Genomic DNA, 24024 nt, shown 5'->3' on the forward strand with positions numbered 1-24024 from the left:
AGGCGCACACGATCAGGTCGCGAGAGGTACGACGGCCACCGGACAGTCCGCGTGGTGGAGCAGGACATGGGCGACTCGGCCGAGTTGGAGTCCGAGGTGGCCCCGGCGATGGTGCGCTCCGACGACGACCAGGTCCGCAGCGGCCGAGCGCCGCACCAGTACCTTCGCGGCCGTTCCCTCAACCACCGCCGAGTGCAGCCGGACCGTCGGGGCTTCGCGTACGGTCTCCGCCACCGCTTCGTCGATCAGGGTCGCCGCACGTTCCTTGTGGTAAAGGTGCTCACTGGCAGTACGCCGGGGGTCGGCATGGTTGTGACCGGGACAGCGCCAGGCACGTACGGCATCCAGTTCGCAGCCCCTCGCCACGGCCTCACGGAAGGCGAACCGAACCGCCGCCGGCGCTTCCCCGGATTCCCCGATACCCAGGAGGATCCGCCCGTGTCCGCCTTCGATTCCTGCCCTGTCACCGCGCACGACGATGACGGGGCACGGGGCCCGCGCGGCCACGGCCAGACTGACCGAGCCGAGCAGAAGTCCGGTCAGCCCGCCACGGCCTCGCTCTCCGGTGATCAGCGCCTCGGCATGGCGTCCCTCGTGCAACAGAGCGATCACCGCGTCCTCGGGCGTCACCTCGGCCGCGACGTCGACATCCGGATGACGGCGGCGGGCCCGCTCAGCGGCGGTTTCGACGATGAGGCCGGCGAGTGCCTGCTCCGAAGGGCGGCCCAAGGTGAGTGCGAGTGCGGCGCCCTCGTACTGCTCCCACCCGGACGCGTACACCAGCCGCAGCGACAGCCCGCGGAGGGCTGCCTCGTCGGCGGCCCAGTCGACCGCCCTCAGGCTGCTCTCCGATCCGTCCACACCCGAGACCAGGGGCAGCTTCATCATCCCCACCGCCTTCCGTTCGCCTGCTGGAGGGAGAGCGCCTGTTCTCACAATCGCATCGGAGCAGGTCGACGGTGAGGGCCGATTCGGTCCGGATGGCGAGCGTTCGACCCTTTCCATGGTCCGGCTGGACCCGTCGCACGACGACGTACTTTTCAGCAGCGGCACGACAGGGGCCAGACGTGCTCGTCGCCGCCCCGGCGCCCGGTTGGCCCGCTTTGCCCAGGAGGCGATAGTGGAGGGACCGGTCGGCGGTCTGGTCCGGTCTCGCGATCGGGCGCAAAGGGAGACTCAGCCGACAGGGCCGCCGAGTACTCCGGGACCGGACGGGCCTGCGGCAGGGGCCGGACGACCCATGTCCGTGAACCGGGTGCCCGGCGATGCTTGCACTGGGAACCACAGAGGAGTCACGCCCGAGGAGCACCCCATGGCTGCGTCCCCGTACACCGTCAGCGACGTCATGACCCACACGGCTGTGGCCATCGGCCGCGAGGCCTCGTACAAGGAGATCGTCGAGCTGATGCACCAGTGGAAAGTCAGCGCCGTGCCGGTCCTGGAAGGCGAGGGCCGCGTCGTCGGAGTCGTCTCCGAGGCGGACCTGCTGCCGAAGGAGGAATTCCGGCAGGACGACCCGAAGCTGCCCGGCCAGCTCGAGGAGGCCTCCAAGGCCGACGCCGTACTGGCCGGAGATCTGATGTCGAGTCCGGCCGTCACCGTCCACCCCGACGCCACTCTCGCCGAGGCCGCCCGCATCATGGCGCGCAAGCGAGTGAAACGACTGCCCGTCGTGAACGATCTCAGCATGCTGGAGGGCGTCGTGAGCCGCAGCGACCTGTTGAAGGTGTTCCTGCGCCCGGACGAGGAGATCGGCGAGGAGATCCAATCCGCCGTGCTCGCCGAACTGTCTTCCCCGGACCGTGTGGAATTCACTGTGCTGGACGGTGTCGTCACTGTTCAAGGGCCTCTCCGGGACCGTTCTCAGGTGCCGCTTCTGGCCCGGGCCATTCGCGCGGTCGAAGGCGTCGTGGACGTCCGCATGGAACTGGCCTGAAGCTTCCAAAGTTTCCAGAAGCGCGCGGTTCCTCTCCGGGTTCCCTCTCCCTCGCGGAAGCGTCCGTCACGACGGGGTTCACGCGAGAGGAACCGTGATCACCGGGCAGTGCGCCCGGTGCAGCAGCCCGTGGACGACGGAGCCGAGCCGCATGCCCTCGTAACCTGGGCGGCTGCCACACCGAAACGGCACGGAGCGCGGCTCCGCGGAGGTCGGCGTCCTCGAACGCCAGCCCCAGCGCCGCCTTCGAGGGCGCACTGCCGTCGATTCCCACCACCAGGTAGGCGGCTGCTGGGTGATGTCAGGTAGGCGGCTGCTGGGTGATGTGCTCCGCGTCTCCCACAACCACCACGGGGCAGCGCGCCTGCTGTGACGGGGACGACGAGGGAGCCGGCGCTGAAGTACTCCGCGGTACGGCTCAGATGGCGGGATCCGAGAACGACCATGCGGGCGCTCACAGACAGTCCCCCGATCACGGCAGCCGGGAAACCGTCGAGCAGATCGGTGACCGGCCGCAGTTGCGGATGGCGCGCCCGGACCCGGTCGGCCCCCTCCCGAAGAGCGTCCGCCCCGGTTCGGAGCGTGGCCTTCCTGCCTGGGCGGTCTTCATCCGCGCGCCGGTCGTGCGATGGAGGTACGACTACGACGAGCCGGAGGTCCAGCCTGCGTCGACAAGCCCCGTCGGCTGCCCAGGCCAACGCGAGATGCTGGTTTCCGGCCGGGTCGATACCTACGACCAGCTCACGACGTCCGTCAGTTTCCATCATGAATCGCTCCCTATGCGGATCCGTGCCGCGGAATGAGCTGGACGGGGCAGTGGGCGTGGTGCAGAAGGCTGTGCGTCGCCCACCCGAGGGTGGGGCCGATGTATCCGGGCGCCCGTCGCCCACCCATCACAAGCAAATCCACATCGCGCGATGCCTCCACCAGGGCCCCGGCGACGGTCAGACTCTTCTCGGCTTCCGCCCGAACGTTCAGAGCCGGGAATTCATCGCGGATCCGGTCCGTCACGGCGTTCAGATGGTGGAGGTGTTCACCAGTGATGGCTCCGACATCGTCGAGCATGGTCACGGCAAGTCCGACTGATCCGAGAATGTGCCACGCATGCAGGAGGCGCAGCGAGGCCTTGTGGATCTCGGCTTCGCGCGCCGCGTAGCGAGCACATTCGACATCGTGCTCGTCACGAACCGCGGCGAGCACCACGCCGCTCTCCGCCCCGTTGTCGGTGCCTCGGACTACGACGACGGGCGTCGTGGCGTCGGCGGCGACCTTCAGGCCAACAGAACCGAGCATGAGGTTCTCGAACCCTCCGAGACCGCGATTGCCCACCACGACAGTGCCACGCAGGCCGACGGTCCTGCGAAGGATGGGGACGGCTGCGCCGCCGCTGAACTCCGTGGTGACGTGCAGACCGGAATACTGTTCCGTGACGGCTTCGGCGGTCTCCCGCAGCAGTTCGTGGCCCGCTCTGCGGACGCGCTCGATGTTCTCTCCCGAGAGGTGGAGAACCCGGCTGTCCGTGTCGGCCGCGTGGACGATGCGCAGTGTGCTGCCACGGCATGAGGCCTCGGCCGCTGCCCACAGAGCTGCCCGGTGGGCCGGCTCGGACCCGTCGACGCCGACGACGACGGGTCCCAGTTCCAGGCTGCCGGTGTCGCCTTTCATGGTTGCTCCTCACCGAGACCGCTGAAGAGAGACAGCTCTCACACTGGCACCGCTCGCCCCTGCGGGAAGAGGACCGCCCAGGACCGCCCGGGGACCGGTGGCCCCCCGTCGGGAGAGTCCTGCCGGACCTCGGATTCCCGGACGCTCGAACCGGGTCCGACCGGTCCCGGCCACGCCCCGTTCGGCCCTCCTGCCCCTCTGCGGCCCGAAGGATCGTGGTTACTGGACAGGACAACCTCCGGCATGGCGTCCGGGTATATCGCTGCGAGACGGCAGGGGGTGCCGCCATGAAGCACATCAGAGTAGGAGACCTGATGACCGACGATGTCGTATCGGTCATCTCTCTCACCTCCTTCAAGGAGGTCGCGAAGCTGCTCGCCCAGCACGACATCAGTGGAATGCCCGTGCTCGACGACGAGGACCGGGTTGTCGGTGTCGTCTCCGAGAGCGATCTGCTGGGCCGACAGGCGGCGGGTCATCCGGATGCCGGTGCCCCGGCCCTGTCCGGAGCGGAATTCACCGCTACCGAGATCATGTCGACGCCGGCGGTGACCGTCCACGCGGAGGAAAGCGCGCCGGAGGCCGCCCGGCTGATGACGCGCAGTGGCGTGGAGAGACTTCCGGTCGTGGACGACGAGGGCAGGCTTGTCGGCATCGTCACTCGCCGGGACCTGCTGCGTCTCTTCCTTCGACCCGACGCGGAGATACGACGACGCATCGTCCAGGACGTGCTGGTGAACACCATGGGGCTTGGACCCGACGCGGTCGCCGTCCACGTCGTGGACGGCGTCGTCACCCTGGAAGGCCGACTGGAGAGCCGTAGCCAGATCGCGATCCTGGTCTACCTCGCCGAACAGCTCGACGGGGTGGTCGCGGTCGTAAGTCATGCGACCGCCCCCGCGGACGGTCCCGCACCCGCCTCCCTCCAGGGGGTTATGCATGGTCCGTCCTGCGAGCGGTGAGGCCGCGCGCTGCCATCGCCGCCCGTCACGGCATTCTGCACGAAAGGGAAATCGGATCATGATGCACCGCACTGTCGCAGAAGTCATGACCCGGGACGTCGCCACGGCCAGCCCCGAAGCATCACTCAAGACGGTCGCCTGGAGCCTTGCCTACAACGATGTCTCGGCCCTGCCCGTCGTAGACACCCACCACCACCCCATCGGCATCGTCTCGGAGGCCGATCTGCTCCGCAGGCAGGCGGGTCTGCCAGAAGCGGAGGGCCGTGACCAACTACGCGCAACTGCGGCCGTCGACCGCCGCGCCATGAACGCCCGAACCGCCGCTGATCTCATGTCCACTCCCGTTCTGACGGCCCGGCCCTCGTGGGGCATCGTCGAGACGGCACGCTTCCTGACCGAGCGAGGCGTCAAACGTCTTCCGGTGATCGATGACACCGGCACGCTCGTGGGCATCGTCAGCCGCTCGGATCTGCTGCGCCCCATGCTCCGCCGCGATGACGCGATGCACGAAGAAATCGTCGACGAGGTACTGGGCCGGACTCTCCGGCTGACACCGGGCGGCGTGACGGTCACCGTTCAGGAAGGAGTCGTCACCCTGAGCGGCACGGTGGAGGAACGCTCAACCATTCCGATCATCGAACTCCTGTGCCTCTCTGTCGACGGTGTCGTCAGTGTCGACCAGTCCCTCGCATACGCCGTGGACGATCTGCAGCCGGATCACGATTCCACGCATGACGCCGGCAGCCCCTGAGCGTCCGCGCCGGGGCAACAGGGCCGGGCAGTCCCCGGCGGAACCCGGGTGGTCCTGGCGGCGGACGTCGACGATGCCGACGCTCGGAGGTGCAGGGCCTCATATTCCTGGAGGAACGATGAAACATCTGCGTACCGTCGACGACGTGATGACGCACGCCGTCGTCACGGTCAACCGCGGAGCGCCGTTCAAGGACATCGTGGAGGCCATGCGGCGATGGCGGATCAGCGCTCTGCCCGTCGTGTCCGACGAGGGACGGGTCGTCGGCGTGGTCTCCGAAGCGGACCTTCTGCTCAAGGCACAGGGCGCAGACGAGTCCCGCGCCGTCACCGCAGGTCAGCTGATGACCATCCCCGCCGTGACGGTGCCCCGGAACGCGGGTATACCGGGGGCCGCCCGGCTGATGGCCCGTGGCCATCTCAAGCGGCTGCCGGTCGTCGACGACGACGGACGTCTCGTGGGTGTGGTCAGCCGGGGTGACCTGCTCAAGATCTACCTCCGTCCGGACGAGGACATCGCCCAGGAGCTGCGCGAGCTGATCATGAATCAGCTGGTCCCGGCGGGCTCCGCGTCCGTGTACGTCCGTGTGTCCGACGGCATCGTCCGTCTGAGCGGCACCGTTCCCGGCCCGTCACTCGGTGACGTGTTGGTGCGTGTCGCGCGCACCGTGCCGGGAGTCGTGGATGTCTCAGCCCGGTTCGAGTCAGAAGTTCCCGCGTGAGGGGAGGGCGACGATGAGGCATCGCAGCGTCTCCGACCTCATGACGCCCACGGGCGTCAGCGTCCAGCGCGGCACCACGTTCAAGGAGATCGCCCGGCTCCTCGAAGAGTTCGGCATCACCGCCGTGCCCGTCGTGGACGGCAACGGTTGCCCCGTGGGCGTCGTCTCCGAGGCCGACCTGCTCCGTCGGCACGAAACCGGGAACACCGCAGCCGATCTCATGAGTCACCCGGCGATCACCGCGGCTCCGGGATGGAGCGCTGTCCGCGCCGCCCGCGTCATGGAGAAGCACAAGGTCAAGAGGCTCCCCGTCATCGACAGCGAAGGCAGGCTGATCGGGGTCCTGAGCCGCAGCGACCTCCTGCAACTCTTCCTGCGCAGGGACCACGCAATCCAGGAGGAGATCCTCGAAGACGTACTGACTCACACACTGCGGCTCAGTCCCTCGTCGCTGACCGTCGACGTCACCGACGGTGTCGTGACCCTCAGCGGCACCGTGACCCGGCACAGCCTCGTCCCCGTCGTCCTCCGTCTGTGCCGGAGCGTCGACGGAGTCGTGGATGTGGTCAACCGGCTCGGCCACGAGCAGGACGACCTGTCCGACGATGTACGCGTGGACACACGACAGCTGGACACCCGACAGCAGCAGTAAGGGGATCTGACTCGCCGACGCGTACGCGAGTTCCTCACCGACCCGAAGCAGCCCTGTCCGAGGAGGGCCATCATGAACCGGCGTATTGTCGTCGGCCTCGACGGATCCGCAGAGAGTGTCGCGGCAGCCCATTGGGCCGCCCGGGAAGCGCTCCTTCGCGGTGCGCCCCTCCATCTCGTCCACGCCGAAATATGGTCTCCGCCCCACGGTGTTCCCGCGGCCGGTTCCGAAGAGCGCCGCCAAGCAGCCCGCACCCTCCTGCGTGAAGCTTCCGACAAACTGCTGGACCAGCACCCACGACTGAACATCAGCGCCGAATCGTTCGACGGACAACCAGCCGCCTCACTGGTGCATGCCACAGCGGACGCGGGCATGCTGGTGCTCGGCTCCCGGGGACTGGGCACGCTCAGGGGTTTCGTACTCGGTTCCGTCGGCATGGCCGTCATCCATGCCGTGGAGCGGCCCGTTGTCCTGGTACGCGCAACAGAGGACGCGCTGCCGCACGCCCAGGGGCAACACCTGAACCGCGGCGTGGTCGTGGGCGTCGACACCGGTCGGCCGTGCGACGCCCTGCTCTCCTTCGCGTTCGACGAGGCATCACGGCGAGGCTGCACACTCCATGCGCTGCACAGCTGGATGCTGCCCCCTCTGGCCGGGTCCGGAGCGACGTACAACCCTGAAGTCAACGCCCGGATCGCCCAGATCAAGCGCACCGGACTGGACGACATGCTGCGGCCCTGGCAGGACATGTACCCGGCTGTCGAACTCGACGCGCAAGCGACGGTCGGCCCCTCCTCCGAGCAACTCCTGGAGGCAGGTTCCGAAGCAGGTCTGATGGTTGTCGGCCGTCGCATCCGCCGCTCCTCGGTCGGCACGCACATCGGCCCGATCGCTCACGCGATCCTCCATCACTCCGCCGCGCCCGTCGCCGTCATCGCTCACGAATGACGATGTCGTCCCGGCAGATCCTGGCCGGGCCCGCCGGTCATCGGCCTCTTCCGCAGTGCGGCAGAAGGGAATCATGACGATGACGTTCGTCAGCCCCATCTCGTCGCGGACCCGGCGCAATGCCCGGCACTCCAGGGCGAATCCTTCGCGGTAGCCGTCGCTGTAGTAGCGGCTGGCGCCACGCCAGCCGATCATCGGATTCGCCTCGACCGGTGCGAATACCTGTCCACCGAGCAGCCGCGCGTACTCATTGGTCTTGAAGTCGCTGGTCAGCACGACGACCGGGTACGGGGGTGCGGGGCGCCGCGGGACGGGGTGGCTGCCCGGCCGAAACGAGGCTCAACCCGGGACGAGGACAGCGGCGCCGCTGACCCGGTCTGCGGCCAGATCGCTCAGAGCCTGGTCGGCACGGCTCAGCGGATAGGGGCTTACGGTGACCCGCATGCCGATCCGTGCGGCCGTGTCCAGGAAGTCGCGGCCGTCCTGCCGGGTGTTGGAGGTGACGCTGCGCAGATTGCGTTCCTCGAAGAGGTGGCGCCGGTAGTTGAGCACGGGGATGTCGGTGAGGTGGATGCCCGCGACGGCGAGCGTTCCCGAACGGTCCAGTGCCTCCAGTGCCACGGGTACCAGATCACCGACCGGTGCGAACAGGATCGCCGAATCCAGTGGTTCGGGCGGGCGGTCGTACGCGCCGCCCACGGAGGAGGCACCCAGGTCGGCGGCGAGTTCACGGGCCCGTTCCGAACGGGTCAGCACGTGCACGGTCGCTCCTTCGGCCAGGGCGACCTGCGCCGCCAGATGGGCCGAGGCACCGAAGCCGTAGATCCCGAGCCGGCCGCCGGGCGGCAGGGCGCTGCGGCGCAGAGCGCGGTAGCCGATGATCCCGGCGCACAGCAGCGGCGCCAGCGCTGCGGCGTCCTGGTCGTCCGGGAGTCGGTAGGCGTAGTCGGCCGGCACGAGGGCGATGTCAGCGAAACCGCCGTCCGCGTCCCAGCCGGTGTAGAGGGAGGCCGGGCAGAGGTTTTCACGGCCGGCCCGGCAGTAGCGGCAGCTGCCGCAGGTGCTGCGCAGCCACGCCCCACCGGCCCGGTCACCGGCCCGGAACCCCTTGACGGACTCGCCTGCGACGGCCACCCTGCCGACGATCTCGTGGCCGGGAACGGTCGACGCCCGGTGCGGGCTCAGGTCACCCTCGGCAAGGTGCAGGTCCGTGCGGCACACACCGCACGCCTCCACCGTGAGCAACAGTTCACCGGGCCCCGGTGAGGGCATCGCACGCCGCACACGCAGCAGCGGGCCGTCCCCGATCGGACCAGGACTCCCTACGGCCCACCCGGTCAGCGTTTCCGAAGCCGGCACGCGCACCATGCTCCCAGCCTGGCGCCGGCTGGCAGGTCCGGCAAACGCTCACCGGGGATCGGAGGGCCGGGCCGTACGCCGCTCCGTCCGGCAACGGCCCGGCCGTTCGAGCCGGTGACGAAGCCGCCCCTGCGGTCGACGCGCCCTCGGTCGGCAGCCGTGATGCCATGGAGACGGCCCCTGACGAAGGGATCCGTCATGAGCGGCACACCGTCCCTGGCGGCCTGCCTGCGCTCGCTGCAAGCCGTGGTCTTCGACACCGACGGCGTGGTCATCGATTCCGCACGGGTCCACGCCGCGGCCTGGCAGGGAGCCTTCGACGCCTGTCTCTCGGCCGCGGGCGGGCAACGCCCGTTCGATCCGGTGGACGACTATCTCCGCCATGTCGACGGCCGGTCACGGCTGGACGGGGCCACCGGTTTCCTGGCCTCCCGGGGGCTGGATCTGCCGCTCGGCGATCCCGACGACACGCCGGGCACCGCCACGGTGTGGGCCGTCGCGGCCCGCAAGGAAGATCTGTTCACCGCGAGCGTGCGTGCGCACGGTGTCGCCGCCTGGCCCGGCACCGTCCGTCTGCTGCACACGCTGCGGCGTGAGCGGATACCCTGCGCCGCTGTTTCGGCGTCCCGCCACGCGACCGAGCTGATGACCGCGGCAGGCGTGATCCGCCTCTTCCACAGCGTGGTGGACGGCAACGAAGCGCATCGGCTGGATCTTCCGGGCAAACCGGACCCGGCGCTCTTCCTGGAGGCGGCCCGGCGACTGGGCGTTCTGGCTGGGGACACAGCTGTGCTGGAGGACGCGCTGGCCGGGGTCGAAGCCGGCCGGCGGGGCGGATTCGGTCTGGTGGTGGGAGTGGACCGTACGGCCGGGGGAAGCAATTCGGCCGGACTGCGCCGCCATGGCGCCGATGTGGTCGTGACCGACCCCGGCGAGCTGCTGCTCGGGAAGGACTGACTCCTCCGCAGGCCCAGCAGACCGTGCCGGGCCTGCGCGGAGTCAGTTCAGCGGCAGACGGAACCAGTGCTGCTCCCCCGGGGCCACGGTCACCTGCCGCCCGCCGGGGAGACACACGGGCAGAGGGGCGGCCGGCCGGGAGCGGGGCACGTGAATCGCCAGGCGGCCCGGCAGGAGCCGGACCCGGATGCCCCTGTGTCCGCGATAACAGAACGTGAACGTGCAGCGCGGCATCTCCCTCAGCGGAATGGGATCGACACGGAGCCTGTCCGGGCCTGCCTCCAGCCCTGCGACGCCCCGTTCGACGAGATCGAGGGTGCCGGCCATGGCACCGAGGTGGATCCCTTCGCCGGTGGTACCGCCCTGCACGTCCGCCACATCGCTGAGCAGGGCTTCCTGACAGTACCGCCAGGCGTCCGGACCTCTCTCTCGCGCGAGCACCCAGCCGTGCACCAGGCTACTGAGGGTCGAACCATGACTGGTGCGGACCAGGTAGTAGCCGACCGTTGCGCGCCATACTTCGTCATCGAGCCGGTATCCGAGACGGTCGAACAAAGACCGCAGCTCGGCCGGGCGGAAGAGATAGCCGAGCATGAGTGTGTCGGCCTGCTTGGACGCCTGATAGCGATTGACCGTGTCCCCCTCGGACTCCAGGATCCGGTCGAGCCGACGGATGTCGCAGTAGCGGGAGCGGTACGCGTCCCAGTCCAGCTCGGCCAGCTCGCCATAGCCCTCGAACTGGCTGATGACACCGCCGTGGAACGGCACGTACAGCCGACGGGAGATGTCCTCCCAGCGGCTCAGCGTCCCGTCGTCCAGACCGAGTCGCTCGGCCAGCTCCCGTCGACGGGCCTCGGGAAGCCCGCCGAACAGCTCAAGTGCGCGGGCCAGCACCCAGGCCGCGGTCACATTGGTGTACGCGTTGTCGTCGACCCCGGGAGCGGCGGCCTCGGGGTAGGCGTCGTGGTACTCGTCCGGGCCGACCACACCGCGGATGCGGTAGCGCTCGCGATCGGCGTCGTAGGTGGCCGCGGCGCCCCAGTAGCCGGCTATGTCGAGCAGCAGCTCCGCCCCCGATCCTTGGGCGAATCCGGTGTCGCCGGTGCTCTGACCGTACCGCCACACGTTCCAGGCGATGGCCGATCCGACATGGCGCTGCAAGTGCGAGTGGTCGGGAAGCCAGCGGCCGGAGCGGGGGTTGAGATGCAGCGTCTGCGCCTCCTCGGCGCCGGAACTGCCGCTCTGCCAGGGGAACATCGCTCCTCGCAGGCCGGCCCGGCGGGCCGCGTCACGGGCTGCGGGCAGGCGACGGTGGCGGTACATGAGAAGGCCCCGTGCCACTTCCGGGAAGTGCAGGGTGAGGCAGGGCAGTACGAACAGCTCGTCCCAGAAGACATGTCCCCGGTACGCCTCGCCGTGCAGTCCCCTGGCGGGCACTCCGACGTCCAGCTCGGCCGTGTGCGGGGACAGTGTCTGGAGGACATGGAAGAGGTGGAGGCGAAGGATGCGGCCCGCTTCACCGGGTGCCTTCAATTCGCCCTGGCTCCAAAGGCGTTCCCAGGCCGCACGGTGGGAGGCCAGCAGCGCATCGAACGGCGCCGTGTGCGACGCGTCCTCGACAGCGAGCGGCAGTGGGTCGCCCGCGGGGCGGTCCAGCGAGGTGTACAAGGCGACGCACTTCACCACGGTGGCGCAACGCCCCCGGGAGACCGGCAGCCTGAATCTCTGGACCGTCCCGGTCCCGGTGCAGCTCGATCCCACCGCTACGAGGGGCCGCGACGACGTTCGCACGGCGACGGCGATCCGGATCCCGGACGAACGGGTCCGGCAGGACAGCCAGGCCACGCCGTCCGCTTCGGCTCCGGCACGGTGGCCGGTGAGATGACGTCCGTCGAGCCCCTGGTACCGCTCGACGCCACTGTTGGTGACGTCACCGTCGATGACGGACTCGACCTCCACCGCCCCGCTCCAGCCGTACCCGTGGAAGGTGGTTCTCTGAGCGGCGAGATACGGGGCGCCCATGTGAACGAGTCTGGTGTGGGTGACGCCGAGCCGGCGCCCGTGGCCGTCCTGGAAGAACAGACGCCGGGTGAGAACGCCGCCTCGCAGATCGAGCGAGACCTTGTGATGCCGCAGACTCGGGTCATCGGTGGTGAGCCAGTCCCCCGCCGGTCCGTCGTCCGGCAGGCAGCGGTAGCGCAGGCGCGTCCAGTCGGGCAGGTTGACCATGTCCTCGTTGCCGACCCGTTCTCCGGCGACCTCCGAGAAGAGCCGGTCGTAGCAGCCAGCAGCGTAGGTACCGGGATAGTGGACCGCGTCGGCGGGCGACTCGGGCGCGGCGCCCCTGGTGGCGAATCGGCCGTTGCCGAGCGTGCACAGGGCTTCGATCGTCCGCTCCGCCTTGGGGTCGTAGCCGTTGAAGTCCCAGGTGGACGCTGTGCTCATGGCTGAGCCGGGGCGATGATCTCGTTGTGCTGCGGTCCTCCCAGTGTCACCTTGAGCGCACCTGTGTCCGCGGCACGGGAGAACACGTCATATGCCTCTTCCATCTGCCCGAGCTCGAAGCGGTGGGTGATCAGTGATGACGACGGCAGCCGGCCGGCGGCCAGCATGCCCAGCAGCATGCGCGTGGAGTACGTGTCGACCAGCCCCGTGGTGATGGTGATGTCCCTGCTCCACAGGTCTTCGAGGTGGAGCGTCGCCGGCCTGCCGTGGACGCCGATGTTCGCGACGCGGCCTCCGGGCCGGACCATGCGGGTGCACATCTCGAAAGCCTCGGGGACGCCGACGGCTTCGATGGCGACGTCGGCGCCGAGCCCCTCGGGGAGGTCGTCGACCAGTTGTCCGGGTTCCTCGGCCGCGCCCGCCGTCGCATCCGCGCCCAGCGAACGCGCGGCGGCCAGCCGGGATTCGGCGAGGTCGACCGCGATGATTCTTCGCGGGCTGTAGAGGCCGGCGCCGACGATGGCGGCGAGCCCGATGGGGCCCGCACCGACCACGACGACGGTGTCGCCGGGCCGTACGCCGCCGTTCAGCACCCCGACCTCGTAGGCGGTCGGGAAGATGTCGGCGAGCAGTACGCCGTCATGGCTGCCGACCGAAGCCGGCAGCGGGTGCACGGACAGATCGGCGAAGGGCACCCGTACGTATTCGGCCTGGGTGCCGTCGATGGTGTGGCCGAGCACCCAGCCGCCCCCGCCCCGGCACTGCCCGTAGTGGCCCTCGCGACAGAAGCGGCACCGGCCGCACGCGGATATGCACGAGATCAGGACCCGGTCACCGGGACGTACCGTACGGACGCCGGCCCCGGCCTCGACCACCGTGCCGACGGCCTCGTGCCCCAGCACCCGGCCGGAACCCACCTCGGGCACATCGCCCTTGATGATGTGCAGGTCGGTGCCGCAGATGGTGACGACATCGACGCGGATCACCACGTCGTCGGCGTCCTCGACCACGGGGTCCGGAACCTCCTGCCATGCGATCTGCCCCGGCCCCTGAAAAACGAGTGCCTTCACGATGCGGCCCCTCTTCCCGTATGTGTCCCGGTGAGGTTCTCCCCCAGGCTGCCCCGGTGCGGGCCCGCTCCACATGGGCCGGCCGGTCCCCGCCGGGGCCTTTCGGGCCCCTCCCGCCCCCGGTTGCGGGGATGTGATGGTGAAGACGCTGCCACCCACCGGAGAAGGGGACGGCGATGTCCGAGACAGAACCGCACCTGGCCGCGCCCAGAGCGAGACCCGCGCTGCTGCGCTTCCTGGGCGGCGTCCGGACCGTCACCGGCAGTAGATTCCTCATCGAGAGCGATCACGCCCGGATCCTCCTCGACTGCGGCCTCTTCCAGGGTTTCGCGGACCTGCGCCGCCGCAACTGGGCCAAGCTGCCGTGCGACGCCTCGTCCATCCACGCCGTGGTCATCACCCATGCCCACCTGGACCACTGTGGCTATCTGCCCCGACTGGTGCGGCACGGCTTCCGAGGACCGATCCTGACCACCGCCCACACCGCCAGGCTCGCGGAGATCGTGCTCCGGGACAGCGCGCGCCTCCAAATGGAGGCGGCCCGGCACGCCAACGAACACGGCTGGTCCAAGCACCGGCCCGCCAAACCGCTCTACGACGAGTCCGATGTCGACACCACCGTCAGGTTCTTCGACCCCGTGGAGGCAGGCAGCGAGATCGAGATCATGGCCGGCACCCGGCTCGTTCTGCATCACGGTGGGCACATCCTCGGCTCTGCCTGGGCCCACCTGACCCTCGAAGACGGCCACACCCTCGCCGCGAGCGGCGACCTCGGCCGCCCCGGCCATCCGCTACTACTGCCTGCGGAGCCGTTCTCGGGCGCCGACGTGCTGCTCACGGAGTCGACGTACGGCGACCGTGCCCACGAACCCGAAAGGGCCCAGGCGGAGTTCGCGGCCGTACTCGCCCGTACGTTCGCGCGAGGTGGTACCGCGGTCATCCCCGCCTTCGCGATCGACCGCACCGAGGTCGTCCTCCACGAGCTCGCCGGACTGCGCCACAGTGGGATCCTGCCGCGATCGGTTCCCGTGTACGTGGACAGTCCCATGGCTCTGGCCGCACTCGATGTCTACCGCGAGGCGCTGCGTGACCATTCTCCCGAGATCAGGCCCGAGATCCTCGCCCTGGGCGAACAAGCGATCAGCCCGGACCCGTTCCACACCACCCGGACCGTGCAGGAATCCATCTCCCTCAACAGTGCGCCCGGACCCGCCGTCATTGTCTCCTCGGCCGGCATGGCCACCGGGGGCCGGGTCCTGCACCACCTCCACCGGCTCCTGCCCGATCCACGCAATGCCGTCGTCATCGTCGGCTTCGCAGCCGCCGGCACCAGGGCCCGCGACCTCGTCGACGGTGCCAGCACGCTCAAGATGTTCGGCGAGTACATACCTGTACGCGCCGAGGTGGCCGATCTCCCGCACTTCTCGGCACACGCCGACGCCGACCAGATCATGGACTGGCTGCGCGGCGCCCCCGCACCGCACAACACCTATGCCGTGCACGGAGAGGAGTCCTCGTCCGATGCCCTGCGGGACCGGATCGACCATGAACTGGGCTGGACAGCGGTCGTACCCAGACCCGGAGAAGCCGTGCTGGTCCGCTGAGCGGCGCTACGAGGCTGTTCCGCGCGGCTCGTTCTCCGCGGTGCCAGGCTGTGAATGAAGGACGGGAGACACAACGTGTACGCCACGGAGCCTCACTCGTCGCAGATCCGACGCGAGGGCCGTGCCGGATCTGCCCTCTCCTGTTCGTCCCACGGCAGCAATCGGCCGCTCGCGCCCACATGAGGAACCTGCCATGACCTCCACCCGGTACACCGTCGACGACGTCATGACGAAGGCCGTCGTCACCGTCACGCCCGACACGGAATTCAAGGAGATCGCCGATGCCATGGAGCGGTGGAAGGTCACCGCAGTACCAGTCGTCGAGGACGGGAACCACGTCGTCGGCGTCGTCTCCGAAGCCGACCTCCTGCCGAAGGAGGAGTTCCACGACCACCCGCCCGGCATGATCGACCAGATGCGCCGACTGAGCGACACCGCCAAGGCCGGCTCGGTCCGGGCCGAGGAGCTGATGTCGAGCCCTGCCGTCGTGACCGGGCCCGGCGCGTCGCTCCCGCAAGCCGCCCGGCTCATGGCCGACCGGCGTGTCAAGCGTCTCCCGGTCGTCGATGCCGACGGCAGGCTCAAGGGCATCGTCAGCCGCGCCGATCTCCTCAAGATCTTCCTGCGCCCCGACGACGACCTGGCCGCCGAGATACGGCGTGAGGTCGTCGACCGGCTGTTCCCCGACTCGCACCGGGACGTGAAGGTCGGCGTCACCTGGGGTGTGGCCACGCTCACCGGCCGCGTCCCCGACGCCGCCCTCATTCCCGTCGCCGCCCGCCTCGCCCAATCCGTGGAGGGCGTCGTCAGCGTGGACTGCCGTCTCGAAGGCCCGGTACCGGCCTAAGGGCTGTCCCGCCGGACAGGCCCTGGTCCAGGGAACGGAGGTATCCCTACCGAGAGCCATCCGGGACCGAGACAGGGACGAACGGCCCATACGTACCGGGCGACGATCCGCACCATGCTGAAGCCATCGCCCCGCCCCTTCCCGCCCCCGGGAGCCCACGATGCTCACCGAAGCGCTCGACGGCACCGCACTGGCCGACCTCGTCGCCGATGCCACCGCCGCCCCGTCCATGCACAACGCCCAGCCCTGGACCTTCCGCTACGGGCGCCGCAGCCGCACCCTCACGCTCCGGGCGGACTTCGAGCGAGCGATGCCGGAGGCCGATCCCTCCGCCCGCGCCCTTCACATCGGCTGCGGCGCGGCCCTGCTCAACCTGCGGGTCTCCGCGGCCCACCACGGCTTGGACGCGGCCGTCTCACTGCTGCCCGCACCGTCGGATCCCACCGTACTGGCCACCGTCCGTCTGGGCATCCACCCGGACATGCCGCGGAAACCCGCCGATGAAGCCCTCGCCGTTCTCCACCCGGCGATCAAGGACCGGCACACAAGTCGCTACCCGTTCGACGAACGGCCGGTCCCCGACGACGTCCGGGCACGCCTCGCCGAAGCGGCCCGTGCCGAGGGCGCGGACTTCGCGTTCCTGACCCCGATCCACCTGGAGACCGTGCTCGGACTGATCCGCGATGCCGAGGGCTACGACCGCGGCGACCCCGCGCGGGAGGCCGAGCAACAACGCTGGACGCGGAACACGCTGAGCGAAGCTCCGGTGGACGGAATCCCCGACTACGCCTTCGGACCTCGCGACGCCTCCGAACGAGCCACCACCCGCGACTTCGCTGGGACCCGGGTCATCCCTGGCCGGGCCCGTGTCCTGTTCGAGAACCGGCCTCAACTGGCCCTGCTGAGCACACCGGGCGACCACGTACCGGACTGGCTGCGCGCCGGACAGGCCCTCGAACGCGTCCTGCTGACGGCCACGCTCCACCAGGTGTCCACGTCGTTCGCCACCCAGCCGCTCGAATGGCCGGACCTGCGCTGGATCCTGCGCGACCCGGTCTTCGGCACGGGAAACCCACAGATGATCGTCCGTCTGGGATACGGGCCGAGCGGGCCACGCACACCACGGCGTCCCCTCGACCATGTGCTGACCATCGAACCGTAGAAACCCTGACCGCATACATCGCAGCAGGCAGCCATCCGAGCAGGAAAGGCGGTGGGAGCCGTGCAGCTCCCGATAGTCGTCGGAGTGGACGGATCAGAGGGCAGTCTCCGTGCCCTGGACTGGGCCGCCACGGAAGCGGCCCGCTCACGGCTTCCCTTGCGCGTCGTCCATGCGTCGTTGTGGGAGCACTACGAAGGCATGCGTCCCACCTTCGACACCGGGCGTCCGGCCGAGCAGATCCTCGCCGAGCATCTCGTCGCATCCGCGCAGGAACGTGTAGGTCGTCTCCACGCGGAGGTGAAGGTGATCGCCGACGTGCAGCCCGAGGATCCGGTGAGCGCGCTGGTGCGCGAGAGCCATGAAGCAGCCCTGGTCGTCCTCGGCTCCCGGGGCCGCGGTCGGATCGCCGGCATGCTCCTGGGGTCCGTGAGTCTCGCCGTCGCGGGCCGGTCCCACTGCCCGGTCGTCGTGATCCCGGCGGCCGCACCTGACGCTCAGCCGAAGCCGGGCCGCGTCGTCGTCGGAATCGGCGACGCCGCAGGACCGACGGCAGCCGCCCGTTTCGCACTCGTCCAGGCGGCGTCGCGCCACGGCGAACTGATCGCCGTACGCGCCTGGCGCTGCCCCGCCCACGAAACCGCGGATCATCCACTCCTCGCGGGCTCCCCTGCCTCCGCTCATCGCCGACAGGCCGAGGAACATCTCGAAGATGTCCTGGCCGTCCTGGAACGGACCGGATCCGAAGCCGTCGTCCACCGGTCCGTGGTACAGGGACCTGTACACCAGGTGCTCATCGAGGAGGCCGAGGGAGCGGAACTCCTGGTCGTCGGCGCGCGTCGTGCCGGTGGACACCATGGTCCGCACCTCGGACCGGTGAACCACTCGGTGTTGCACTACGTGTCCTGCCCGGTCGCCGTCGTCCCGGACACCCACTGAGCGCGAGTGCGGCACCGTTCCTCAAGGGGCGCCTTCGACCAAGTGCTCGTCGTCGCCGCCCGCCCGATATCCCTGCGCGCCGACGAGCGCGAGCGGCTGAAGACCCGGTGCGGACGCTGGTTGGCCTGGCGCTCGCACCGGAACACCGTCATGGTCACGGAGGTCCATCCAGCCCTCGGTGGTGGGCCAGAGCTACCGGCCTCATCCCCGCCGGTCCGGGCTGGCCGTATCCATACGGTTCTGGCGCCGATCCGGTCCCACGGCTGGCGGATCGGCGTCGGGCCGCCGCGCGGTCCGTCCCCGAGCGAGCCCCGACCACACGCGCCTTCGACCTCGCGGTGTTACAAATGGCAATGTGGTCAATCGTTTCGGACGATTCCGGAGCGCGCGGATGCGGTCACTCATAGGCAGGCGTCCCCGGAGCCTCGCAGGCCAGGTCTTCGCTCTGCAGGTGGCTGTCGTCGTGCTCCTCGTGGTCGCTGCGATGCTGGCGCTCGTAGCGGAGTCCCGGCACGACAGCAGCACGGAGGCGAAACACCGCTCCATCGCCGTCGCGCAGACATTCGCTCATTCACCGGGCCTCCTGGCCGCGCTGAGGGCCCCCGATCCCTCCGCGGTGCTCCAACCGCTCACCGAGGCGGGGCGGAAGGCGGCCGGCGTCGACTTCATCGTGGTGATGGACACGAAAGGGATCCGCTACACACATCCCCGTCCGGAGCTGATCGGTAAGAAGGCCGTCGCCTCCATCGCGCCGGTGCTGGCCGGCCATGTGTACACCGAGAGTGTCAACGGCCCGCTCGGCCGTGAGGCGCAGGTGATCGTCCCCGTCCACGATCACGCGCGGGTCGTCGCCCTGGTGGCTGCCGGCATGAAGGTCGAGAACGTGACCGGAGCGGTGGCACGACAGATTCCGATCATCCTCGGTGCAGGAGCGATCGCGCTCGGATTGGCCACGAGCGGGACGGCCCTGGTGACCAGGCGGCTGCGGCGGCAGACCCACCGTCTGGGCCCTGCCGAGATGAGTCGCATGTACGAGCATCACGACGCGGTACTGCACGCCGTGCGCGAAGGCGTGCTCATCGTCAGCAAGGACGGCCGACTGCTACTGGCCAACGACGAGGCCAGACGGCTGCTGGATCTGCCGCTCGACGCCGAGGGGCGACTCATCTCGGACTTGTCCAGTCTTGATCCCGGCATGGTGGAGCTGCTGGCCTCGGGACGCACGGCCACGGACGAAGTGCACCTCGCGGGAAGCCGACTGCTCGCGGTGAACCAGCGGCCCACGGACCGTCGCGGTGGCCCCCAGGGGACGGTCGCGACCTTGCGTGACTCCACAGAACTGCGGTCGCTGTCCGGCAGGGCGGAGAACGCCCGCGAGCGGCTTAGCCTGCTGTACGACGCAGGTCTCGGCATCGGTACCACGCTCGATGTGGTGCGCACAGCAGAGGAACTGACCACGATCGCGGTCCCCCGGCTCGCCGACTTCGCAACCGTCGATCTGGCCGAACCGGTCCTCCACGGTGACGAGCCGACCAGTACGGACACGGACATGCGCCGCACCGCTGTACGCGGCATCCGGGACGATCATCCCCTGTACAAAATCGGCCGGCTGATCAGCTTTCTCCCCTCCACACCACAGGCACGGGCCTTCGCCACCGGTCGGCCGGAGCTGGTGCCTGACCTGTCCGCCGCACCCGGCTGGCTCGCCCAGGACCCTGAGCGGACACGGACGATCGTCGATTACGGCATCCATTCGCTCATCACAGTGCCCCTCCAGGCACGGGGCGTCGTCCTGGGCATGGCCAACTTCTGGCGCTCCGAGAAGCCCCAGCCGTTCGAGGAGGACGACCAGTCCCTGGCCGAAGAACTGGTCGCACGGGCGGCCGTCAGCATCGACAACGCCCGCCGCTACACCCGTGAGCACGTCATGGCCGTCACTCTGCAACGCAGCCTGCTCCCGCGGGCTCTGCCCGAACAGAGCGCGGTCGATGTCGCCCATCGCTACCTGCCCGCGATCTCCGGGGTGAGCGGCGACTGGTTCGACGTGATCCCGCTCCCGGGCAGCCGGGTGGCGCTGGTCGTCGGGGATGTCGTCGGCCACGGCCTGCACGCGGCCGCAACGATGGGACGGCTGCGCACAGCCGTGCACAACTTCTCCACACTCGACCTGTCGCCCGACGAGATCCTCCGCCACATCGACGACCTGGTCGGGCGCATCGACCAGGAGGAGGCGGGAACCACCGCCGATGCGGGGGTCGTAGGGGCCACCTGCCTGTACGCGATCTACGATCCCGTCTCCCGCCGCTGCGCCATGGCCCGTGCGGGGCACCCACCGCCCGCACTGGTCCGGCCCGACGGCAGTGTGTCGTTCCCCGACCTGCCGGCCGGCCCTCCCCTGGGCCTGGGCGCCATGACGTTCGAGACGGCGGAACTGGAGGTGGCGGAGGGCACACAGTTCGTCCTCTACACCGATGGGCTCATCGAGGACCGCACCCGGGACATCGACGTGGGGATCGAGCTGCTGCGTCAGGCCCTGGCGTGCCATCCCGACCGGTCGCCGGAGGAGAGCTGCCAGGCGGTCCTCGACGCGCTCCTGCCAGATCGTCCCAAGGACGATGTGGCGCTGCTCATCGCCCGGGCGCGGGCGATCCCGCCCGACCATGTCGCCGACTGGGACGTGCCGTTCGATCCCGCGGCTGTGGCGGGAATGCGTGCTGCCGTGGCAGAGAAGGTCGACGACTGGGGTCTGTCGGAACTTGCGTTCGCCGCGGAACTGCTGCTCAGCGAGTTGATCACCAACGCCATCCGCTACGGCTCCGCGCCGGTCACCGTACGACTGCTGTACGACCGCACCCTGACCTGCGAGGTGACCGACAGCAGCAGCACCTCGCCCCATCTGCGTGATGCCGCCGCGATGGACGAAGGGGGCCGCGGTCTGTTCCTCGTCGCACAGCTGGCCGAGCGCTGGGGCACCCGATATACCCCCCAGGGAAAGGTCATCTGGGCGGAGCTGTCGTTGCCCCGGCCCGACGGGAGCACGAAAGGCACGGCGTGGTCGGACGTCCTCGACGCGGAACTCTGACCGCTGGACCGGCAAGTCCCCGAAAAGTGTGCCCACGCGCTGAGTACCCGCAGCGAGGCTCCGTCCCGCGCGGCCAGAGCGGCGGCGACGCGCAACGTCTCCTTGTCACGCTCGTCCCGTGCCGCGGCCAGCACGACACCAGCCGGTTCACGACCGTCATGTCTTGGCACGACGACGACCGGGACGTGGGAACGCGCGGCCACCCGGAGCGAGTCCGACCCGACCAGCAAGGATGCGAAGCCGCCGCGTCCACGGGAGCCCACGACAAGCGTGGCCTCGGAACCGGCTTCGCCGAGCAGGCCTGCCGTCGGCTCGTCCTCGCACACGGCCGTCGTCACAGGGACGGCGGGAGCCAGTCGGCGTGCGAATGCGGCGGCCTCTCCCAGCACACCTTCCGCGAAACCGTCGATCTGCAGGCTGTCCTCCTGGGAGAGATACGGTCTGCCGGGGCCGGCGCGGTCGCGGTCGCGCACACTATCCGCAGCGGCCGCCTGCGAGCAGCCGCCTCGCCCACGGCCCACCGCGCCGCCCGCGTCGCATGGTGGGAGCCATCGGTACCGACCACGACCGGTCCCGTGATGGTCACGCTTGATCGGGTGCTGTCCACGGTCTCTCCCCGGAATCGCGTGTACCGGTCCACTAGCGGTCCCGGAACTGCTCGGACAGCTCGGCCTCCACCTCGTCCCACTCCTTCTCCCACCCCCTGCACCTGATGCTGTCCACCAGCTTCGTGAAGATCTTCCACACTGCGGTAAACAGTCCTGCCGCCACCGCGAGAATCACTGTTGCCGTCATCCAGGCCGATGCGACGGCCTCGCCGGGTGTCGCAGGTCCCGTGCTGGTGGCCGCACCCTGAGCAGTGGTCCAGACCGGGACCGTGGTGCCGGCCCGGCTGCCCGCCCAGACACGGACAACCGCCGTGCGCACATGACCGTCGGGCTGCGTCCAGCGGACGGGGGCACGCACCATCGACAGTGCTCTGGCATCCACCGCGGGACCGCCGGCGTCGGAGACGAGCCGGGCCTCGACTCTCGTCGTATCGGAGAGCGCGGCAGCGCGACGGATCTCGGCGTCGTGCACCGCACGGCCTTTGGCGGCCGACGCCAAGGGTGCGGTTAGCAGGAAGACCACGACCAGGATCACTCTGCCCCAGCGCTGGATCCGGTCCGAGGCACGGACCGGCAGCCCACGGGTTCTGGACCCGCCGGGTCCTCGGCCCGCTCCAGGAGGCGCTTCTTCAGTCATGATCCGGCCTCGTTCTCCTGTTCCGCCGCCCCTTGCGCATAGCGCATCGCGAGGGTCCGCGGACAGGAGCGGATGCCACCATCCTGTGCGCCCCGTGCGACCCGCCGCATGGGCTGAGCGGGGTCGCGGAATCAGGCCGGTCGGCCCAAGCACCATGTGCCCCGGGTGGCACACGATGAAGTGGACGGAGCAATCAGTACAACGGCCCGCCCGATGGCCGGACCGGATCCCCACGAGGGATGTGTGGAGGATGACGCTTCACGCCACGTGGCCGAGCGTCCCTGCGCAAGTACGGACGTCGCGTGGCCGAGCGTCCCTGCGCAAGCAGGCATATATCGTTCGATAAGGGCGGGCGGGTACACGCCGTCGGCCAGGAACGGAGGTTCCATGTCAACGGCCAGGTGTCTGCTCGACGCGATCCCGCCCGAGAACCGGGCTCGCCTGCTCGACGAGGCGGCCTGCGAAGTACCGCTGATCCTCGACGCGCGGCTCTTCGAAGAAGGCAGAAGGGCCGACCGTTTCTGGGTCATCCGCTCCGGACGGGTTGAGGTCGACCTCCATGTGCCGGGCCGTCGTGCGGCGGTCGTCGAGACATTGGGGCGGGACGAACTGCTGGGATGGTCCTGGCTGTTCCCCCCGCACGTGTGGCACCTGGGGGCACGTGTGATCCAGGCGGGTCGGGCCGTGGAATTCGATGCCGCCGCCGTCCGCTCACTGTGCGAGGCCGATGCGGTGCTGGGCCGGGCGGTGTACCGGTTCGTCGCCGAGACGGTGGCGGAGCGCCTGTACGGAACACGGAAACGGTTGCTGCAGCTGTACGGCCCCCGGGCCGAGGCTCCTGAGGCGTGAACGGCCCGGAGAACGGGACAGTTCGGCCCTGGTGTGTTTTGCTCGTACGAACTCACCATGGCGAGGCGGGACTGCGCAAACCCTGAAGCCAAGGAGGGCCACCATGATCGACGACACGGGGTTCTCGGCGCAGAAACCGATCCGCGTGTTCCTGCTGGACGACCACGAGGTGGTCAGGCGCGGCGTGCAGGATCTGCTCGACGCGGAACCCGACATCGAAGTCGTCGGCGACGCCGGCACAGCCGACCACGCACTGGCCCGCGGCCCGGCGCTCCGCCCAGACGTCGCGATTCTCGATGTGCGGCTGCCCGACGGCGACGGGATCACGGTCTGCCGTGAGCTGCGCTCGCGGATGCCGGAACTGGCCTGCCTGATGCTCACTTCGTTCGACGACGACGAAGCGCTGCTCGACGCCATCATGGCCGGGGCGGCCGGCTACGTACTGAAGGAGATCAAGGGCTCGGACCTCGTCACCGCCGTCCGCACGCTGGCTTCCGGGCGCTCGACCCTCGACCCGTCGACCACGGCACGGCTGATGAACAGCCTGCGCGAGGAGGAGTCCGGCGCCGTCTCCGAGGAGGACGACGCGCTGGCGGGGCTGTCCCCGAGAGAGAAGGACGTCCTCGCACTGATCGGTGAAGGACTGACCAACAGCCAGATCGGCAAGCGCCTCTATCTGTCGGAGAAGACGGTCAAGAATCACATCTCCCGTCTGCTGGCCAAGCTCGGTGTCGAACGCCGTATCCAGGCTGCGGTGATCGCCGCGCACGCTGCGGAAGCCTCCCCGCCCGGTGCCGAGCGCCATCGGATCTGACCGTACGCCTCCTCGAAGC

The 24024-nt window shown here is 69.3% G+C and carries 22 protein-coding genes and 3 pseudogenes; 14 read left to right on the forward strand and 11 right to left on the reverse strand.

Translation table 11 applies throughout. The annotated features are described in order from the left end of the window. Nucleotides 1–12: 12 nt before the first annotated feature. A complete protein-coding gene (locus OHA19_RS05125; RefSeq protein WP_405722033.1) occupies nucleotides 13–885 on the reverse strand; it encodes a universal stress protein in 873 nt (290 codons plus the stop codon). A 427-nt stretch (nucleotides 886–1312) separates the two neighbouring features. Between OHA19_RS05125 and OHA19_RS05130 the strand changes: the two genes are divergently transcribed. Then, nucleotides 1313–1936, forward strand: a complete 624-nt coding sequence (locus OHA19_RS05130; RefSeq protein WP_405719505.1) for a CBS domain-containing protein — start codon at nucleotides 1313–1315, stop codon at nucleotides 1934–1936. Here the strand turns inward: OHA19_RS05130 and OHA19_RS05135 are convergent. The 3 genes and pseudogenes from OHA19_RS05135 to OHA19_RS05145 form a co-directional block, all read right to left on the reverse strand. Further along, nucleotides 1833–2213 (reverse strand): universal stress protein, encoded by a 381-nt coding sequence (locus OHA19_RS05135; protein ID WP_405753219.1) that lies wholly within the window; start codon nucleotides 2211–2213, stop codon nucleotides 1833–1835. The two genes, OHA19_RS05130 and OHA19_RS05135, sit on opposite strands and share 104 nt — an antisense overlap. 172 nt (nucleotides 2214–2385) lie before the next feature. Beyond that, nucleotides 2386–2703, reverse strand: a pseudogene (locus OHA19_RS05140) (universal stress protein); the annotation flags it as partial. A gap of 10 nt (nucleotides 2704–2713) precedes the next feature. Next, on the reverse strand, nucleotides 2714–3601 hold the full coding sequence (locus OHA19_RS05145) for a universal stress protein (RefSeq protein ID WP_405719502.1): 888 nt from the start codon (nucleotides 3599–3601) through the stop codon (nucleotides 2714–2716). A 287-nt stretch (nucleotides 3602–3888) separates the two neighbouring features. Here OHA19_RS05145 and OHA19_RS05150 point away from each other — a divergent pair, with 287 nt between their 5' ends. The 5 genes from OHA19_RS05150 (at nucleotide 3889) to OHA19_RS05170 (ending at nucleotide 7635) form a co-directional block, all read left to right on the forward strand. After that, on the forward strand, nucleotides 3889–4563 hold the full coding sequence (locus OHA19_RS05150) for a CBS domain-containing protein (RefSeq protein ID WP_405719499.1): 675 nt from the start codon (nucleotides 3889–3891) through the stop codon (nucleotides 4561–4563). Beyond that, nucleotides 4541–5314 (forward strand): CBS domain-containing protein, encoded by a 774-nt coding sequence (locus OHA19_RS05155; RefSeq protein ID WP_405719497.1) that lies wholly within the window; start codon nucleotides 4541–4543, stop codon nucleotides 5312–5314. The genes OHA19_RS05150 and OHA19_RS05155 overlap by 23 nt, the downstream gene beginning before the upstream one ends. 118 nt (nucleotides 5315–5432) lie before the next feature. Continuing rightward, nucleotides 5433–6035 (forward strand): CBS domain-containing protein, encoded by a 603-nt coding sequence (locus OHA19_RS05160; protein WP_405719495.1) that lies wholly within the window; start codon nucleotides 5433–5435, stop codon nucleotides 6033–6035. Nucleotides 6036–6048: 13 nt separating this feature from the next. Beyond that, nucleotides 6049–6687: a CBS domain-containing protein gene (locus tag OHA19_RS05165; RefSeq protein ID WP_405719492.1), complete on the forward strand. Its 639-nt coding sequence runs from the start codon at nucleotides 6049–6051 to the stop codon at nucleotides 6685–6687. Between the two features lie 72 nt (nucleotides 6688–6759). Continuing rightward, a complete protein-coding gene (locus OHA19_RS05170; protein WP_405719490.1) occupies nucleotides 6760–7635 on the forward strand; it encodes a universal stress protein in 876 nt (291 codons plus the stop codon). Between the two features lie 39 nt (nucleotides 7636–7674). Here the strand turns inward: OHA19_RS05170 and OHA19_RS05175 are convergent. Together OHA19_RS05175 and OHA19_RS05180 are read right to left on the reverse strand one after the other, a co-directional pair. Continuing rightward, nucleotides 7675–7926, reverse strand: a pseudogene (locus OHA19_RS05175) (putative PEP-binding protein); the annotation flags it as partial. A 48-nt stretch (nucleotides 7927–7974) separates the two neighbouring features. Beyond that, nucleotides 7975–9003 (reverse strand): zinc-binding alcohol dehydrogenase family protein, encoded by a 1029-nt coding sequence (locus OHA19_RS05180; protein ID WP_405719488.1) that lies wholly within the window; start codon nucleotides 9001–9003, stop codon nucleotides 7975–7977. A 189-nt stretch (nucleotides 9004–9192) separates the two neighbouring features. Between OHA19_RS05180 and OHA19_RS05185 the strand changes: the two genes are divergently transcribed. Then, nucleotides 9193–9951 carry an HAD family hydrolase gene (locus OHA19_RS05185; RefSeq protein ID WP_405719485.1) on the forward strand — a complete coding sequence of 253 codons (759 nt, stop codon included), beginning with the start codon at nucleotides 9193–9195 and terminating at the stop codon, nucleotides 9949–9951. Between the two features lie 42 nt (nucleotides 9952–9993). Here the strand turns inward: OHA19_RS05185 and OHA19_RS05190 are convergent, their stop codons facing one another. Together OHA19_RS05190 and OHA19_RS05195 are read right to left on the reverse strand one after the other, a co-directional pair. Continuing rightward, nucleotides 9994–12396 carry a glycoside hydrolase family 65 protein gene (locus OHA19_RS05190; protein ID WP_405719482.1) on the reverse strand — a complete coding sequence of 801 codons (2403 nt, stop codon included), beginning with the start codon at nucleotides 12394–12396 and terminating at the stop codon, nucleotides 9994–9996. Beyond that, on the reverse strand, nucleotides 12393–13466 hold the full coding sequence (locus OHA19_RS05195; protein WP_405749485.1) for an alcohol dehydrogenase catalytic domain-containing protein: 1074 nt from the start codon (nucleotides 13464–13466) through the stop codon (nucleotides 12393–12395). Before OHA19_RS05195 ends, OHA19_RS05190 begins: the two co-directional genes overlap by 4 nt. Nucleotides 13467–13642: 176 nt before the next feature. Between OHA19_RS05195 and OHA19_RS05200 the strand changes: the two genes are divergently transcribed. From OHA19_RS05200 to OHA19_RS05220, 5 genes are all read left to right on the forward strand, one after another. Further along, nucleotides 13643–15070: an MBL fold metallo-hydrolase RNA specificity domain-containing protein gene (locus OHA19_RS05200; RefSeq protein WP_405749487.1), complete on the forward strand. Its 1428-nt coding sequence runs from the start codon at nucleotides 13643–13645 to the stop codon at nucleotides 15068–15070. A gap of 193 nt (nucleotides 15071–15263) precedes the next feature. Next, nucleotides 15264–15917, forward strand: a complete 654-nt coding sequence (locus tag OHA19_RS05205; RefSeq protein ID WP_405719473.1) for a CBS domain-containing protein — start codon at nucleotides 15264–15266, stop codon at nucleotides 15915–15917. Nucleotides 15918–16077: 160 nt separating this feature from the next. Then, nucleotides 16078–17079, forward strand: a complete 1002-nt coding sequence (locus OHA19_RS05210) for an Acg family FMN-binding oxidoreductase (RefSeq protein WP_405749489.1) — start codon at nucleotides 16078–16080, stop codon at nucleotides 17077–17079. An 84-nt stretch (nucleotides 17080–17163) separates the two neighbouring features. Then, entirely contained in the window at nucleotides 17164–18015 is an 852-nt protein-coding gene (locus OHA19_RS05215; protein ID WP_405749491.1) for a universal stress protein, read from the forward strand. A 391-nt stretch (nucleotides 18016–18406) separates the two neighbouring features. Beyond that, nucleotides 18407–21097, forward strand: coding sequence for a SpoIIE family protein phosphatase (locus OHA19_RS05220; RefSeq protein ID WP_405719466.1), 2691 nt, complete (start codon nucleotides 18407–18409; stop codon nucleotides 21095–21097). Nucleotides 21098–21273: 176 nt separating this feature from the next. Here OHA19_RS05220 and OHA19_RS05225 read toward each other — a convergent pair. The 3 genes and pseudogenes from OHA19_RS05225 to OHA19_RS05235 all read right to left on the reverse strand — a co-directional run. Then, nucleotides 21274–21486, reverse strand: a pseudogene (locus tag OHA19_RS05225) (universal stress protein); the annotation flags it as partial. Then, nucleotides 21432–21842: a universal stress protein gene (locus tag OHA19_RS05230; RefSeq protein ID WP_405749493.1), complete on the reverse strand. Its 411-nt coding sequence runs from the start codon at nucleotides 21840–21842 to the stop codon at nucleotides 21432–21434. The gene OHA19_RS05230 and the pseudogene OHA19_RS05225, both read right to left, overlap by 55 nt. Further along, entirely contained in the window at nucleotides 21737–22342 is a 606-nt protein-coding gene (locus OHA19_RS05235; protein ID WP_405753379.1) for a hypothetical protein, read from the reverse strand. Before OHA19_RS05235 ends, OHA19_RS05230 begins: the two co-directional genes overlap by 106 nt. A gap of 387 nt (nucleotides 22343–22729) precedes the next feature. Between OHA19_RS05235 and OHA19_RS05240 the strand changes: the two genes are divergently transcribed. After that, a complete protein-coding gene (locus OHA19_RS05240; RefSeq protein ID WP_405749495.1) occupies nucleotides 22730–23191 on the forward strand; it encodes a cyclic nucleotide-binding domain-containing protein in 462 nt (153 codons plus the stop codon). Nucleotides 23192–23294: 103 nt separating this feature from the next. Further along, nucleotides 23295–24005, forward strand: coding sequence for a response regulator (locus tag OHA19_RS05245; RefSeq protein WP_405719458.1), 711 nt, complete (start codon nucleotides 23295–23297; stop codon nucleotides 24003–24005). The last annotated feature ends 19 nt before the right edge of the window (nucleotides 24006–24024 follow it).

The sequence above is a fragment of the Streptomyces sp. NBC_00012 genome, assembly GCF_045040875.1.
GTDB lineage: Bacteria > Actinomycetota > Actinomycetes > Streptomycetales > Streptomycetaceae > Streptomyces.